Origin of the sequence: Acinetobacter sp. YH12137 (assembly GCF_013418535.1) — a bacterium.
Classification (GTDB): Bacteria; Pseudomonadota; Gammaproteobacteria; order Pseudomonadales; family Moraxellaceae; genus Acinetobacter.
Genome location: NZ_VPBW01000009.1, coordinates 1 through 14,652, shown reverse-complemented (window position 1 = coordinate 14,652; position 14,652 = coordinate 1). Strand labels below are relative to the sequence as shown.

Here is a 14,652-nt window from a genome sequence, read left to right as displayed (position 1 = left end):
TACTTATATTTTTCAGCTTATTTCTTATACATTAATCAGATCAATACCTACAAAGGTTTTACCTATTCCGTTGATTGCTCTAAAATTACACTTTTCCAGTATTTTGCGAATTTTCGCTTTCCACTCCCATGCAATTTTTTGATTTAAGTCGTCAGTTTAAACTCAGTGATATTCTCACCCCTGTTAAGACCTTGCAGGATCTGTCTCAACAAGAATGGTTTTTAGCCAAAATACGGGTTGAACATGACTGCCTGTCTGATTCGGACTTGGTCGAAGGTCAGGTCGTACTTAAATCTAATCAGAATATCCAGGTCGAACTGGAATGGCTGATTCAGGATACCGGTTATGAATTACAGGTGCTATTCAAAGGTGTTGAAACCGAAGCTTCTGAAGAAACACTGGTGATGGTTAAAGGCGCGCAACTGGTCGATGAACAACAGCAACTGATTTCTGCACAAGCTTTAAGTTTATGGATTGACGGGACATTACTCCCGATGTTGCCGAATATCCGCAAAGAAATTAAAGCGCGCTTAAACCTGTGGGATTATGTGGAATATGATGGTTAATTCATTTTTCCATTTCTAAAATTTGAAAGAGCCATATCGGCTCTTTTTCGTTTACAGGGAATTTACCTAATATATTTAATTGGTTAAATTGCCCTTGCCTGAATATTTTTATGGCAATGCCTATTTTAGACATACAGATTAAGCTTGATTAAAATAATAAAGAGAAAACATCGTGATTTCCCCTTCTGAATGGCAAAATATCCGTCAAGTTGTTGCAGATGCGCAGCGTGCAGCAATGCATTGTTCGATCGCAACCGTCAATCCCCAAGGCTTTCCTAGTATTACTCCGATCGGAACTGTCTTTCTGGATCAGCAGTCTAGTACAGGTTTCTTTTTTGATACCTACTCCACCACCTTCTCTGAAAATTTACAGCATCAGCCACTTGCCTGCATTCAGGCTGTGAATAGCAGCAAACTGTTCTGGTTAAGTTCCATGTTCAAGGGAAAATTTAAGCATTATCCCGGTGTACGTTTATATGCAGAGATTGGCTCTTTACGTCCTGCAACAGCGGAAGAGATTGAGAAAGTTGAATCTCGTATCTCTACATTAAAATGGAGTAAAGGTAGCAAACTGATCTGGTCCAGCTTTCATCATGTTCGGGATATTAAAGTTAAGGATTATCGCTGGGTCGAATATCCCAATATGCAGGTAGAAAATATTTAAATACTTTCTAAAAGTAAGCTTATTTCATAAATATACTTAATATTTATATTTTTTCATAACTCAAATTAGACCGACATGCTCGAACATCATCCGGTAACTATCTGCTTTCTTATCCAGAGCCAAAGGATAAGCCCGGGATGAAGATGGCATCCGGTATAGATACAGGTCACGGCCAAGAAAATGTGCCTGTGTTGGCTCACCTATACCGGGTTTCAACGTACCTTCAGGCATAGAGAGCATCAAAGTATCTGTGGCCTTGTCGCCTGTAGTCATGATGTGGTTGCAGTCCGGCATTTTCCCTAATAGATTTTGCAAATTCGTTGGCACTACAATTTCCAGAAATTTATCGGAAGCATTTCCCTTCAGGCGTCGGATCTGATAAGCACTGTCAAAAATCGCAATCCCCGTTTCAGTTAGAAACTCACGGATTAGATGTTCCTGAAATTTTTTATTAGGTAAGTCCAAAAAGTAATCTTTATTTTTAAAGAAAATTAATCCAAATATCCGCCACATATCATTTTGGTAATTCGGATAATAAAAATTCATTTTCCAGCGCGTTGCGGGTGGCGGAAAACTGCCCAACATCAATAATTTGGCATTGGGCGGTAAAAATGGCGGTAATGGATGGGTTTCAATATCCGACATAAACTGTTCCAGATTCAGGTATTTCAGTTATTTTAGAATGCCTGACGGATCTTGCTAGCGACTTCTTGTCCCCAAAGTGTATAAACTTCCTTACTTGGATGAAAACCATCTTTGGCCATTTGTAAATTCATGGCCCGATATTTTTCAATATCGTATTCAATCCATTGCATGTTGATCTGCTTGTTCACAAATTTTTCCAGTTGTTGGTTCATGTGTTTGGCATATTGACCAAATAACCAGGCCAAAGGATTCGGTAAAGCTGGGAACATGTTCATTGGAGGGACACCGGCTGCAATGACCAGTTTTGGATTAAACTTTTGCTGGATTTTGCCATAAAACTGTTCCTGCTTCTTGATCCAGACATCGGCAGGCATGAGCTTAGTCACATCATTCACGCCGACTGAAGTCACGACCACATCATAGGATTTAGCTTCAATCTGGTCTAAAGTACGAATGACCTTTGAGGTGGTATCGCCCGTTTTTGCCTGTAACTTCCATTCAATTTCAAAGTCATTTTTTAGCTCATTCAGAATCGCGCCAAGTAAGGCATCATTCTGATGATCTACCCCGACCCCTGCTGCTGCTGAATCACCCACAATCAGTAATGAAAGTTTTTTGCCTGTTCCTGTTTGACCTTCACGTGCACCCTCTGGTTCTGGAAGTTTTATCGTATTTTTTTTGACACGGTTACCCTGAATTACGAGCGTGGGAATTAAGGCGATAGTGGCAGCTTTGAGCAACATAATGGACTAATTTATATAAAGATATGATTAATTTTACTGCAATTTATGGATTACGAGTAATACCTCAGCAGTCATTTTTAATGAATATTCACGTAACTTTAACTAGCAAAATAAAAAAATCCCGGCGTTTAACGGGATTTTTTTAATGTGGCTGATATATCAAACTTTATGATCATTCCAGCGGTTCATGCGCTTGAACGTCCCAATATCATTAAAGCGTACACCCACTTCTTTCATGACTTTATGCGCCGTTTTAGAGGTCAACTGACGTATATAAAAGGGTTCTTTGACCACAAAATGATGGATCGCATGAGTTGAACCGAAATTACAGCAAAATAACTGGAATGGCACCATCCACCATGGATTCAGTACCTGAGTCTGCTTGATGACATCGCGTGGATCAATATCACCATAATAATGCATATTGGAGCTAACGAATTGCAGGCTAAAAGAACGGATAAAATTCGGAATGATCCAAATTACTGCCAAGAAATTCACGAGCGGCATAGCTTCGATGATACTTTCCGACCAAAGCATTTCATAACCAAAGATTGGTGCAACGGCATTACCTACATGAAAGACTACAAATAAATAGCACAGACCATAATAAATCAAGCTTAATGGCAAGAAGCCTAATAGCTGAGAAATCATGGCAACTTTACGTTCTTTTTCAGGCTGTTTTTCCATAAAAAGATGAATCATTTTAAACATCTGAAAAGGACGCAAATACACTGACATCAACTGGTCACTGATCACTAGAATGCGGCGAACCCCCCATGGCATACCATTACTGATGCCACGTTCTTCAAGATCATATTCAGTGCCTGAATATTTATGATGATGCAAATGCATGCGTCGGCGAGCCCATGGGCTAATTGTATTTGGACGAGCCAGCCACACTAAAGCCAACATTAAATGATGTGCCCAAGGTGTTTTTTTGAAATACATATAATGAATCAGGTCATGTTCTAATTCATGTGTCAGTGAAGCAAAAATTGCAATTAGGGGAATGGTGAACCACGCAGAAAGATAACCATATCCATATGCCAATGCGCATGCGATCATCCCCGTCCAGGCAAAACCTAAAATACTCGCACCAATGAAATTCTGATGTTTAAGTATAGGATAACGGGTACGTATTTCTTCCCCGGCCTGTGTAACGATATTTCTGACCTTAGAGATTCGCTGTTGGTCAGTCATATCCGAAGATGTAGACATATGGACAACCTTTGATTTCTGAACAGTTGTACATTAAAGGAATTTATAAAAAAGAGAAGTTATCTTTCCACTTTCGCAGCGAGTATGTCCAAGTTTTGGGCAGTTTTAGTAATTTTTTCAAGATCAAGAATAAAGCAGAAAAATAAGGAGTATTTTCTATAAAACTTGTCGTCTAAAAATTCTCTTCTTAAAAATTTAATTATTTCTATTTTGATAGAATATTTATTTTTATATAGAAATAAAATTTATTCATCATCAAAGTCTTAGCTATTTAGAGAAGTTCAACTAACCTTATTCATCATATCTTTTACCTTTAAAGCCATTAATAAACTTATCTCATCTAATTTTTTTAATTCTAGAAAGTAAAAAAGCCCCTAATGGAGCTTTTTTTAATTGAAGTTTTAACCTAATTTATTGACTAATTTTAGCGGTAATATTTTCATTGCTAAACCAAGTGGCAACCAAGGCCATTTCGGTACATAGGCTTTGACTGGCGCTTTCTCAATTTCTTCTGCCAATAAACGTGAACCCGTTTTCTCATCCACTTCAAATGGTAATTTTTTCGCGCCTTCATTAATTTCAGTACGAATATAGCCTGGGAAAATGGTCGTGACTTTAATTGGTGTATCAATTAGCTCAGCACGAATGCCTTCAGCCAGATGTGCAACCCCAGCCTTACTTGCGCCATAAGCAGTCAAGTGTTTTGGCATACCACGCATTGCGCTCATCGATGAAATCATCACCAGATGACCGGAGTTTTGTGCGCGGAAAATTTCCACTGCAGCTTCACATTGTGCCAATGCAGAAATAAAGTTGGTTTCAACAGTAGCTTTATTGATCGCAAAATTACCTTTACCAATCCGGCGGCCTTCACCTACACCAGCATTGACAATAATCCGGTCAATGGTGCCAAAGTCTTCTTTAAAGGCACGGAAAACTTCAAAAACCTGATCATAATTGGTCACATCCAGTGTTTTGGCAATGACTTTAATATCATATTGGCTCTCGAGTTCCTGCTTCAAAGTTTCCAGACGTTCCAGACGACGTGCACAAATCGCCAGGTTATACCCTTTTTTTGCAAATTCACGTGCCATACCGGCACCAATCCCTGAACTTGCACCAGTAATTAAAATCGTTTTAGCCATATTTTTACCCTATCCCTTTATTTTATAAGGTGTTTTATCTTCAATAATTTTTAAATCCAGGTTAGCAGGTCTGGACGCTGTGCTTTAATAAAATGATGTTCATTCAAACTGAGTAGCTGGGGTTCATTTCCGACCAGACGCAATGTAGTAATGCTGGTATTGGTAATTGCCCAGTTTAAAGCGAAAGTTTTCTCCGGACTCAGACCCAGGATTTTGCCTACCGCCACAGAGATGACGCCACCCGAGGTATACACGATTGCATAGCGCGGTTTAGTTTGCGCAAGCTGATCACATAAGTTCTGCAAACCGGTTTCTACGCGGCTTTTAAAATTTGGCCAGGATTCATCATATTCATGGTGATAATCATCACAGGTCCAGCGAGCAATCGCTCCACTAAAGATCTTGCTCAGATAATCCCGTGGATTGGCATGTTCTGAGACATCCTGCTTCAGCAGTTCAGGCTGATTAAAACGCGGTTCATAACGGGCAAAGACCTGCTGATGATTAAACTCATTCCAGGCACTATCGGTCAAAATCTCGCTTTCAGGAAAACATTCATCTAAAGATAACTGTGCCGTCTGTTGATGACGTTGCATAGAACCAGCCACTACATACGGTGCTTCTTTCAGAATTTCATCAAAATAACGACCGAGCAATTTTGCCTGTAGTTCCCCATTTGGCGAAAGCTGATCATAACTGGCTGCCCCGAAAGATGCCTGTCCATGCCGGATCAAGTAAATGGTGGTCATTTTGGCATTAACTCTTTAAATTTCAGGATATATTTTTGTGCAATGTCATTGGCTTCAAGCTTTTGTAGACCAATCAGTTTTAAGGCACGAATATGCAAGGCATGAATGACTACCCAAAAATCCTTAAAGGCTGGATTGTTGGTTTGTTTGTGGTAATAACGATAATAGATCTGCTGAGCAATTACCGAGAGACGGAAAATCCCAAACACTTCATAGAATGTCCAGTTTTCCGGTTGCAGACCGGTTTTCTCCAGATAGTAATCCACCACTTCTTTACGGGTAAACATACCTTTTAAATTGGTGGGCTGACGACGTGTTGCTTTAAAAATGGCATTGTCCGTATCTTCTACCCAATAAGCCAAGGCAGAACCCAAGTCCATCAGCGGATCACCCAGGGTGGCCATTTCCCAGTCCAGCACCCCAATAACTTCAGTTGGATTTTCTGGATCCAAAATGACATTATCAAAACGCCAGTCATTGTGAATGACACAGGTTTTGGAATCAGATGGAATATTATCTTTCAGCCAGTTACGCACGTATTTAAAAGATGGAACATTTAATGTTTTGGCTTTTTCGTAACGTGCATCCCAGCCTTCGACCTGACGACGGCAATAGCCTTCACCTTTGCCTAACTTTTCCAGTTCTGTACCAGTGTAAGGAACTTGGTGTAGTTCGATCAGCTTATCAATCACATTAATACATAGAGTCTGGATATCTGGTTCAGTCAGTTGTAATTCAGGCGGCAGCTTGGCACGCGGAATAATACCTTCAATGCGTTTCATCACATAAAAATCACAGCCAATGACTGATTCATCCTGACAAAGTGCCACCATTTCAGGTACGACTGGATAGTGTTCAGCCAAAGCTTTTTGTACATGATATTCACGTGCCATGTCATGCGCAGATTTAGCTTTAGTCCCTTGAGGCGGACGACGTAGAATCAAATCGGCATTGGCATATTGCAAACGATAAGTCCAGTTTGAAGCTCCACCGGAATATTGAGTAAGCTCTAAAGGACCTTCTACATTTACTCCTTGTTGATTTAACCAATCTGTGATGGCCTGTACATCCAGTTCCTCACCTTCACGAACTGATCCACCTACATCAATGACCGCCATAATTTTTCCTTAAAATCTTCTAATACGTTTCAATGTTCTGTATATAAAGCCAGCTTATTTTTTACGACGTGTGCTATAACCGCGTTTTGCCAGTTCCAGTTTGGCAATCATGCCTTTATGCACTTCATCCGGGCCATCAGCCAGACGTAAGGCACGGGCTTGGGCAAAGAATCCGGTCAGCGGTGTGTCACGAGAAACACCCGCACCGCCGTGGATCTGAATTGCCATATCCACGACTTTTTCCAGCACACTTGGCGCGACCACTTTAATTGCAGAAATTTCAGTCAGTGCTGCCATATTCCCTAAAGTATCCATTTTATAGGCAGCATACAAGGTTAATAATCGAGCCTGATCAATGGCAACGCGAGCTTCTGCGACACGTTCCAGGTTACCACCCAGTTTTAAAATCTCTTTACCAAATGCGGTACGGCTCATACCTCGGTCAATCATCAACTCTAATGATTTTTCAGCAGCACCGATGCAACGCATACAATGGTGAATACGGCCTGGCCCTAAACGACCTTGGGCAATTTCAAAGCCTTGACCTGCACCGCCAATAAAATTCGAAACTGGAACACGAACATTATCAAAGCTGACTTCGCCGTGGCCATGTGGTGCATCATAGTCACCAAAGACTGGAAGCATCCGTTCGATTTTTACGCCTGCAGTATCGACTGGAACTAAAACCATGGAATGCTGATGATGACGGTCTTTGGATTCATCCGGTGTATGTGCCATAAAGATGATGATTTTGGCATTTGGATCACCCAAACCTGAAGACCACCATTTACGACCATTCAAAACAATTTCATCACCTTCAACTACCGCCGTCGCCTGCATATTGGTAGCATCACTAGAAGCCACTGCAGGTTCAGTCATACAGAACACTGAACTGATTTTCCCTTCCAGAAGTGGCATTAACCATTGCTGTTTTTGTTCTTCAGAACCATAGCGCCACAGTACTTCCATATTGCCGCTATCTGGTGCATTACAGTTAAAGACAGTAGGTGCAATTAGGCTTCGTCCAGAAAGTTCAGCGATATGCGCATATTCCTGAACGGATAATCCCTGACCTAATTCTGGACAAGGCAAAAACATATTCCAGAGACCTGCCGCTTTGGCTTTATCTTTCAATGTTTCAAGTTCTGCCGGCCATTGCCATTTGGTCCAGTCACCGCCTTGATTCAGTTCATGCACCTGATGCCAGAAATCAGCCTCGACAGGTTCAATTTCATCAGTAATAAACTTTTTTGTTCTATTTAAATAATCCTGTGCACGTGCTGACAGCTCAAACATTGCTTTATCCCTCTGAATATTCTAATTCATACGCTTTACAACACCTTAACCCAAAACTTATTATGAATAAAATGATTTAATTCCATATAGTAGTATGCATAGTATTCATTCAAAAACCGTGATGGATCTACGAAATTTTCATCGTATTGATATTAATCTTTATCCACTTTTTATTGCCATTTACGAACAAAACAGTATTTCTAAAGCTGCGCAAATTCTATCGATAAGCCAGTCAGCGGCCAGTCATGCTTTACAACGTTTAAGACAGCATTTACAAGATGATTTATTTGTGCGAACTGGTAGCAAGATGCAACCTACGCCGTTTGCGGATCAGATCTATCCTGAAATTAAAAATGCACTTTTTACGATTCAGAATATTTCGATGCAGCATCAGCAATTCAGACCGGAATCGATTCATAGCTTAAAAATTGCTGTACATGACGAAATTGAACCCATGATCTTTCCTAAACTGGTTCAACATTTCCAAAAAATTAACCTGGATCTTCAACTGAGTAGCATGAAACTCGACCGTAAAAATATTGCTGCAGATCTCGCCTCTCAACAGGTCGATTTTGTTATTGATCTGGAGCAAAGTATTAGTGAAAAAATTCAGTTTGAACGACTGGTACAGGATGAATTCGTGGTCTGTACACAACGAACAGAAATGAATGAACAGATTTATCTGGCCTCACCTCATATTGGCGTTTCCTCACGCCGTACGGGAGTTTTAGTTGAAGATATATATTTAAGTCGAAAACATTATTCCCGACAGATTTTTTTACGTTGTCAGCACTATTCCACAGCCCTGCAAATTCTGGAACAGCAAAAGACTGCCATGCTGACAATTCCTAAAAATGTTTTGACTCATCTACAGTTAGCAAACTGTCTGAATATTTTTGACGTTCCTGTACAACTTCCGAAAATTAATATGGGGATGTATTGGCATAGAGATTTGCAGGAGAATAAAAGACATCAATTTTTGAGAAATGAAATTTATAAAATTTTTGCTTAGGCTATTTATGAGATAATTTAAACTTGCTTAGGCTATTTTTATTATCAGGTTTTAGGATTGAGATTGGCCTAATTTGATAGTGCTTAGGCTATTTTATCGGTACAAAACTAAACACTGATTGATGGCTTTTTAAGCCCTATGCGGAGTGGCTTTGATCTAAAATGGCTCAACTTTTAGCTGTGTTTATGCGGCTGTTTTTGCTGATTTGGATCTTGCCCTTGTTACATCTCTCCACCACCTGGCAAATTGTGCTGGGCTTCGCACTTCTGTGTTTTTCTTATTATTTGCTGCATAAAATTACGGTGTATTTAAAGGACCTATTTCGCCCCTTTAAGAAAGGTAAGAAATATTGGTGCCGGGTAAGTGCGGTCAGTGATGGTGACACCCTCACCTGCTACCGTTTTAATATCCGTCGCTCTGAGACCAAATTACGTTTTGCCTATGTCGATGCACCTGAATCTTCACAGGCCTATGGTAAGGAATCACTACGCCTAGTTCAAAGTATGGTTAAAAATAAAATGATTCGGGTACAAATTACGGATATTGACCGTTATGGTCGCTGTGTCGGTGTGGTCTATCATTATCGCAAGAATATCAATGAAGAGATTGTGAAACGTGGTGCGGCATGGGTTTATGAGGAATATATCCGGGATAAAAACCATTTACGCTATATGATGGAACTACAGAATAAAGCTAAAAAGCAGAAAAAAGGGTTATGGAAAAACAGCCGCCCTGTCCGTCCAAGTGTTTATCGTAAACAGATCAAAGCCTCATCTTGATATTTTAAAAATCAAAAATTTAGCCTATAAAAAGGGATTTGTACTAACAAATCCCTTTTCTTTGTTCATTTAATATACCTAATAGGCCAAATGCACCAGAAAGCGGAATGCCCCTGCAATAAGTGCTAGTGTCAAAAAACCTGCAAGCCATAAGCCGACAAACCATACTATCTGTTTGCGTGTCATAACTGCTCCTTAATGATAACCATCATCTCCAACACGTACCTTGTGTCGGAATACCCAATAGGACATACAGGTATAAATCACGATAATCGGAATCAGAATCAAGGCACCAATCAAGGCAAATAACTGACTATTTTCATGTGCCGCTGCCTGCCAGATCGTGACTGATGGCGGAATAATATATGGCCACAGACTAATCAGAAAACCGGTATATGCCAGGAATACCAGCACCAGCATATAGGAAAATGGACCTAGTTCACTGCGTCTTTTACAGGCGCGTAAGGCCAGCCAGGTAAACAATATGACCAAGATCGGTACGGGCATAAAGTAGGTAAATTGTGGCTGGCTGAACCAACGCTCCGCAATTTGCGGATGGGTCAACGGCGTATAAACACTAACAGCGCCTAAAATAATCAGTAAGGCTATAATCAGCTTCGGCATCAGTTTAAACATACGATCCTGTAAATCATCACCGGTTTTATAAATGAGCCATCCACAGCCTAATGCTGCATATAGCACCACGACACTGACTCCGGTAAAGATACTGAAGGGGCTAAGCCAGTCCAGACCACCGCCCACATAGACACCATTTCGTGTTTCAATTCCCTGAATATATGCACCCAGGATCATCCCTTGCAAGAAACTGGTAACGATCGATCCCCCAATAAAGGCTTTATCCCACCAGTGTTTGCTTTTATTCGCCTTAAAACGGAACTCAAAAGCGACACCACGAAAAATCAAGGCGATCACCATCAGGATAATGGGCATATATAGCGCTGAGAGTACCGTCGAATAAGCCAATGGAAAGGCAGCAAATAATCCGGCGCCCCCTAGAACCATCCAGGTTTCATTACCATCCCAGACCGGAGCGACCGTATTCATCATGACATCGCGTTCATCCTGATGCGGGAAGAATGGAAATAGGATGCCAATGCCCAGATCGAAACCATCGAGAATGGTATAGACCAGTACACCTAGGCCAATAATCGCAATCCAAATTAATGATAAATCAATCATTTTTTATCCTCCTGATCCGGATGTTCAGGAACCTCTTCAATACGTTCGCGAATACTGCTCAATGGTCGACGGGAAGCCTGAACCACATCGCTATCCGATTCATGGTGTGGTCTGGAATGAATAAATTCTGGACCTCTATGCATAAGGCGCAACATGTAGAAAATTCCCACGCCAAAAACGACGCAGTACACCACCACAAAGATAATCAGAGTCAAACCGACCTGTTCAGCGGACACTGGTGATAATGCATCTTTGGTCCGCATAATGCCGTAGACAACCCAAGGCTGACGGCCGACTTCTGTGGTAAACCATCCTGCCAGCATGGCAAGAAATCCGGATGGACCCATGATGAGTGCAAAACGATGCAGTCCACGTGACTCATAAAAACGTCCTCGGGTGCGTGACCATAGCCCCCATAATGCAAGCAAGAGCATCAACATACCCATCCCGACCATAATCCGGAAACTCCAGAACACGACCAGTGAATTGGGTCGATCTTCAGGCGCAAAATCTTTAAGTCCCGTGACTTTTCCATCCATAGAATGCGTCAGAATCAGGCTACCCAATTTAGGAATGCCAATAGCATATTTGGTTTCTTCCGCTTGCATGTCTGGAATCCCAAACAGGTATAAAGGCATTCCTTCATCATGATTGGTTTCCCAATGGCCTTCCATCGCGGCCAGTTTGGCTGGCTGATGTTCAAGCGTATTCAGACCATGCATATCCCCCACAAAAATCTGTAAAGGTGCAAGTGCCAGAATCAGCCACATGGCCATGGAAAATGAAGTTTTGACTAAAGGATCGCGACGGCCCTTGATCAGATGCCATGCCGCTGTTGAGGCTACAAGTAAGGCGGAGACCAGAAAGGCGGCCATTGCCATATGAGCCAAACGATAAGGAAAAGACGGGTTAAATACGATCGCTACCCAGTCTTGCGGGACGATCAGGCCATTTTCAATCGCAAAACCTTGAGGGGTCTGCATCCAGCTATTGGAAGATAAAATCCAGAACATGGAAATACAGGTGCCGACTGCGACCATTAAAGTGGAGAAAAAGTGTGCTCGTGGGCCAACCCGATCCCAGCCAAAGAGCATGATGCCCAGGAATCCGGCTTCTAAAAAGAACGCAGTTAAAACTTCATAAGCCAGCAAGGGCCCCGTCACACTTCCAGCGACCCGGGAAAACTCACTCCAGTTGGTTCCGAACTGATAGCTCATTACCACACCGGATACGACGCCCATACCAAATGCGACGGCGAAAATTTTGACCCAAAACTTGAACAGATCCTGAAAAATCGGATTTTTAGTCTTTAACCAGCGCCATTCCAGAATAGCCAAAAAACTTGCTAATCCGATTGAAATTGCAGGAAAGATAATATGAAAAGATACAGTAAAGGCGAACTGTATTCGTGCTAACTCTAATGCAGTTAAACCCAGAGTCATAAACTTCACCTATGCAGTGTTATTTGGCATATCTGCCCTTCAGTTATTAAGTGATGGATTTTTCTAGTGCTTAGGTAGCTTAGGCTGAATCATTCTTAAAAGTATGTAGTCTTTTGTTGATTGTTTTTTAATCAGGTTAAAGACTTGTAATAACTTAGTCAAAAAGACGTTAACCATGCAAAAATTTTCAAAATTTCCCTCTTGTCTAATTGAATAAAGAGGCGTAAATTAGGCACAATTTAGTTAGCCAGGTTAACTATATGTTTCAATCCTCTTCCAGATTTCGTTCACTGTTGCTGCGTTGCGCACGACTCATGAGTGATGAAATCAATACGATTTTATTATCCTCCCAACTTAATTATTCCTTATGGCAAGTGCTCTATACCATTCAATCCCAACAGCAATGCACGCTGGTTGATATTTCAAGCTATTTAAATGTTTCAAAACCAAGCATAACCAAACGTATCCAGCATTTAAGTGAACTCGACTTAATCTGCCAGATCGAAACCGAAGATAAACGTCAGAAATTATTTAAACTCAGCAAGCAAGGGGTTAAAACCTTTAACCTGTGTTCCAAACAGATTGATGCTTTTGAAGATCACTTACTGCAACAGATTGATGCAGATGATCTGCAAAGCAGTAAAAACACTTTGGTACAGCTGATTCAGCAATTACATCCTTCATCTCAGGAAACACCACAATGAGCCAAGATCAAGCCCGCTTATGGACCTCTAATTTCGTCCTGGTCAGTCTGGTTAATTTCCAGCTCGTTCTGGTGTTTTACCTGCTGGTGATTGTGATTGTCGGTTTCTCGGTCGCTGAACTGGGAGCATCGACTGCACAAGCCGGTCTGGTATCCGGTCTGTTTATTGTCGGAACACTAATTGGACGCTTATTTATTGGGAAATTGCTGAATCGTCTAGGACTAAAAAATACCCTGGTGATTGGCCTGACTGGCTTTTTGCTATTTTCCGGACTTTATATGATTCCGGCCAAACTAGAAGTGTTATTGGGTATTCGTCTGATACACGGCTTTATGATGGGTATGGCATCTACCGTACTCGGCACAGTAATTGCGCAAACCATTCCAGCAACACGACGTGGTGAAGGTATTGGTTATTTCAGTATGAGCAGTACGCTTGGTACAGCGATTGGTCCTTTTGTCGGGATCTGGCTGATGACGAATTTTAATTATCAGGTGATTTTTATCTTTACTACTATTGTTGCGCTCAGCTGCCTGATTTGCGGTCTGTTTATCCAGCCGCCGCGCCTTAAAGCGAGTGGTACATCGACTTCCTCTGTTCCACAATCTGCCAGTAAGCTCGCTCAGTATGTAGAGCCGAATGCCTTGCCGATTGCTATCATTGTCCTGCTGGTGGCTACCTGTTATTCAGGCGTATTGTCCTTTATCCACTTCTATGCCAAAGACATCAATCTGGTCGAAGCAGCCTCTTTCTTCTTCCTGATGTATGCTTTTGCCATTCTGCTGTCGCGTCCATTTACTGGCCCATTAATGGATCGTAAAGGTGAAAACATCATTATCTATCCTGCAATCGTGATTATGGCAGTAGGTATTCTAATGCTGAGTCAGGCACAAAACTCTGTGATGTTACTGGCGAGTGCCGCGTTATTAGGTTTTGGTTTTGGAAATATCCAGTCCGTGTGTCAAACTATTGCCGTGAAAAGTACCACCTTGCAACGGATGGGTCTGGCGACCTCGACTTTCTTTATTGCACTAGATGCCGGTCTTGGTTTCGGACCTTATTTCCTCGGTATGCTGCTGGATCAGGTGGGTTATCGTCAGCTTTATTTGTTTTCCGCAGTGCTTACCTTTAGTTGTCTGATCTGGTATTACCTGCTGCATGGCCGCAAGGTTAAATCGACCTCAGTCAAAGCATAAACCAGCTGATTCAAAAATTTTTAAACGGGCATTTAGCTCGTTTTTTATATGGCGGATTCAAGCGGCAAGTGCAACAGTATAAAAACCAGCCATAACTTCACTCGGTGTATACCAACCTAGTGTTTTTCTAGGACGATGGTTGAGTGCAAATTCTATCTGCTCTATTTGTTCGTTT

16 protein-coding genes and 1 pseudogene are annotated in these 14,652 nt (G+C 41.5%); 6 read left to right on the top strand and 11 right to left on the bottom strand.

Features of this window, described 5'->3' with window-relative positions:
• Positions 1–128 precede the first annotated feature (128 nt).
• Entirely contained in the window at positions 129–566 is a 438-nt protein-coding gene (locus FTU72_RS06665; protein WP_125278624.1) for a hypothetical protein, read from the top strand.
• Between the two features lie 172 nt (positions 567–738).
• Positions 739–1,230: a pyridoxamine 5'-phosphate oxidase family protein gene (locus FTU72_RS06660; protein ID WP_180011014.1), complete on the top strand. Its 492-nt coding sequence runs from the start codon at positions 739–741 to the stop codon at positions 1,228–1,230.
• Between the two features lie 60 nt (positions 1,231–1,290).
• On the opposite strand, the gene FTU72_RS06655 is transcribed toward FTU72_RS06660, so the two are convergent.
• From FTU72_RS06655 to FTU72_RS06625, 7 genes are all read right to left on the bottom strand, one after another.
• Positions 1,291–1,875 carry a uracil-DNA glycosylase family protein gene (locus FTU72_RS06655; protein WP_180011016.1) on the bottom strand — a complete coding sequence of 195 codons (585 nt, stop codon included), beginning with the start codon at positions 1,873–1,875 and terminating at the stop codon, positions 1,291–1,293.
• Between the two features lie 32 nt (positions 1,876–1,907).
• A complete protein-coding gene (locus FTU72_RS06650) occupies positions 1,908–2,618 on the bottom strand; it encodes an SGNH/GDSL hydrolase family protein (RefSeq protein WP_179993226.1) in 711 nt (236 codons plus the stop codon).
• 159 nt (positions 2,619–2,777) lie between these two features.
• Entirely contained in the window at positions 2,778–3,836 is a 1,059-nt protein-coding gene (locus FTU72_RS06645; RefSeq protein WP_179993227.1) for a fatty acid desaturase, read from the bottom strand.
• A 401-nt stretch (positions 3,837–4,237) separates the two neighbouring features.
• Positions 4,238–4,981 carry an SDR family oxidoreductase gene (locus tag FTU72_RS06640; RefSeq protein ID WP_179993228.1) on the bottom strand — a complete coding sequence of 248 codons (744 nt, stop codon included), beginning with the start codon at positions 4,979–4,981 and terminating at the stop codon, positions 4,238–4,240.
• Between the two features lie 50 nt (positions 4,982–5,031).
• Positions 5,032–5,730, bottom strand: a complete 699-nt coding sequence (locus FTU72_RS06635) for a histidine phosphatase family protein (protein WP_034702771.1) — start codon at positions 5,728–5,730, stop codon at positions 5,032–5,034.
• Positions 5,727–6,848, bottom strand: a complete 1,122-nt coding sequence (locus FTU72_RS06630) for a phosphotransferase family protein (RefSeq protein WP_125278629.1) — start codon at positions 6,846–6,848, stop codon at positions 5,727–5,729. The genes FTU72_RS06635 and FTU72_RS06630 overlap by 4 nt, the downstream gene beginning before the upstream one ends.
• Positions 6,849–6,902: 54 nt before the next feature.
• Complete coding sequence (locus FTU72_RS06625; protein WP_180031947.1) at positions 6,903–8,144, bottom strand: acyl-CoA dehydrogenase family protein; 1,242 nt, start codon at positions 8,142–8,144, stop codon at positions 6,903–6,905.
• A 94-nt stretch (positions 8,145–8,238) separates the two neighbouring features.
• On the opposite strand from FTU72_RS06625, the gene FTU72_RS06620 reads away from it, so the two are divergent.
• Together FTU72_RS06620 and FTU72_RS06615 are read left to right on the top strand one after the other, a co-directional pair.
• Entirely contained in the window at positions 8,239–9,156 is a 918-nt protein-coding gene (locus FTU72_RS06620) for a LysR family transcriptional regulator (RefSeq protein ID WP_180011020.1), read from the top strand.
• Between the two features lie 161 nt (positions 9,157–9,317).
• Positions 9,318–9,935 (top strand): thermonuclease family protein, encoded by a 618-nt coding sequence (locus FTU72_RS06615; RefSeq protein ID WP_180011023.1) that lies wholly within the window; start codon positions 9,318–9,320, stop codon positions 9,933–9,935.
• A gap of 78 nt (positions 9,936–10,013) precedes the next feature.
• Here the strand turns inward: FTU72_RS06615 and FTU72_RS06610 are convergent, their stop codons facing one another.
• From FTU72_RS06610 to FTU72_RS06600, 3 genes are read right to left on the bottom strand one after another with little or no spacing between them, the layout of a single operon-like run.
• Complete coding sequence (locus tag FTU72_RS06610; RefSeq protein WP_104426067.1) at positions 10,014–10,121, bottom strand: DUF2474 domain-containing protein; 108 nt, start codon at positions 10,119–10,121, stop codon at positions 10,014–10,016.
• Positions 10,122–10,130: 9 nt separating this feature from the next.
• The gene (gene cydB / locus FTU72_RS06605) at positions 10,131–11,135 is read right to left on the bottom strand and encodes a cytochrome d ubiquinol oxidase subunit II (protein ID WP_034702762.1); all 1,005 of its coding nucleotides are present in this window, start codon (positions 11,133–11,135) and stop codon (positions 10,131–10,133) included.
• Complete coding sequence (locus FTU72_RS06600) at positions 11,132–12,577, bottom strand: cytochrome ubiquinol oxidase subunit I (protein ID WP_005235865.1); 1,446 nt, start codon at positions 12,575–12,577, stop codon at positions 11,132–11,134. The genes cydB and FTU72_RS06600 overlap by 4 nt, the downstream gene beginning before the upstream one ends.
• A gap of 260 nt (positions 12,578–12,837) precedes the next feature.
• On the opposite strand from FTU72_RS06600, the gene FTU72_RS06595 reads away from it, so the two are divergent.
• Positions 12,838–13,281, top strand: coding sequence for a MarR family winged helix-turn-helix transcriptional regulator (locus tag FTU72_RS06595; RefSeq protein WP_179993230.1), 444 nt, complete (start codon positions 12,838–12,840; stop codon positions 13,279–13,281).
• Positions 13,278–14,477, top strand: coding sequence for an MFS transporter (locus tag FTU72_RS06590; RefSeq protein ID WP_159122894.1), 1,200 nt, complete (start codon positions 13,278–13,280; stop codon positions 14,475–14,477). The genes FTU72_RS06595 and FTU72_RS06590 overlap by 4 nt, the downstream gene beginning before the upstream one ends.
• A gap of 57 nt (positions 14,478–14,534) precedes the next feature.
• Here FTU72_RS06590 and FTU72_RS06585 read toward each other — a convergent pair.
• Positions 14,535–14,652: pseudogene (locus FTU72_RS06585) on the bottom strand (IS30 family transposase); the annotation flags it as partial.

What these genes read in the sequence shown, in the direction of transcription:
- FTU72_RS06600 (WP_005235865.1), bottom strand. Translation starts at nt 12,577, where the DNA reads ATGACTCTGGGTTTAACTGCATTAGAGTTAGCACGAATACAGTTCGCC.
- cydB (WP_034702762.1), bottom strand. Translation starts at nt 11,135, where the DNA reads ATGATTGATTTATCATTAATTTGGATTGCGATTATTGGCCTAGGTGTA.
- FTU72_RS06620 (WP_180011020.1), top strand. Translation starts at nt 8,239, where the DNA reads ATGCATAGTATTCATTCAAAAACCGTGATGGATCTACGAAATTTTCAT.
- FTU72_RS06650 (WP_179993226.1), bottom strand. Translation starts at nt 2,618, where the DNA reads ATGTTGCTCAAAGCTGCCACTATCGCCTTAATTCCCACGCTCGTAATT.
- FTU72_RS06655 (WP_180011016.1), bottom strand. Translation starts at nt 1,875, where the DNA reads ATGTCGGATATTGAAACCCATCCATTACCGCCATTTTTACCGCCCAAT.
- FTU72_RS06640 (WP_179993228.1), bottom strand. Translation starts at nt 4,981, where the DNA reads ATGGCTAAAACGATTTTAATTACTGGTGCAAGTTCAGGGATTGGTGCC.
- FTU72_RS06665 (WP_125278624.1), top strand. Translation starts at nt 129, where the DNA reads ATGCAATTTTTTGATTTAAGTCGTCAGTTTAAACTCAGTGATATTCTC.
- FTU72_RS06610 (WP_104426067.1), bottom strand. Translation starts at nt 10,121, where the DNA reads ATGACACGCAAACAGATAGTATGGTTTGTCGGCTTATGGCTTGCAGGT.
- FTU72_RS06630 (WP_125278629.1), bottom strand. Translation starts at nt 6,848, where the DNA reads ATGGCGGTCATTGATGTAGGTGGATCAGTTCGTGAAGGTGAGGAACTG.
- FTU72_RS06625 (WP_180031947.1), bottom strand. Translation starts at nt 8,144, where the DNA reads ATGTTTGAGCTGTCAGCACGTGCACAGGATTATTTAAATAGAACAAAA.
- FTU72_RS06615 (WP_180011023.1), top strand. Translation starts at nt 9,318, where the DNA reads ATGGCTCAACTTTTAGCTGTGTTTATGCGGCTGTTTTTGCTGATTTGG.
- FTU72_RS06635 (WP_034702771.1), bottom strand. Translation starts at nt 5,730, where the DNA reads ATGACCACCATTTACTTGATCCGGCATGGACAGGCATCTTTCGGGGCA.
- FTU72_RS06595 (WP_179993230.1), top strand. Translation starts at nt 12,838, where the DNA reads ATGTTTCAATCCTCTTCCAGATTTCGTTCACTGTTGCTGCGTTGCGCA.
- FTU72_RS06590 (WP_159122894.1), top strand. Translation starts at nt 13,278, where the DNA reads ATGAGCCAAGATCAAGCCCGCTTATGGACCTCTAATTTCGTCCTGGTC.
- FTU72_RS06645 (WP_179993227.1), bottom strand. Translation starts at nt 3,836, where the DNA reads ATGTCTACATCTTCGGATATGACTGACCAACAGCGAATCTCTAAGGTC.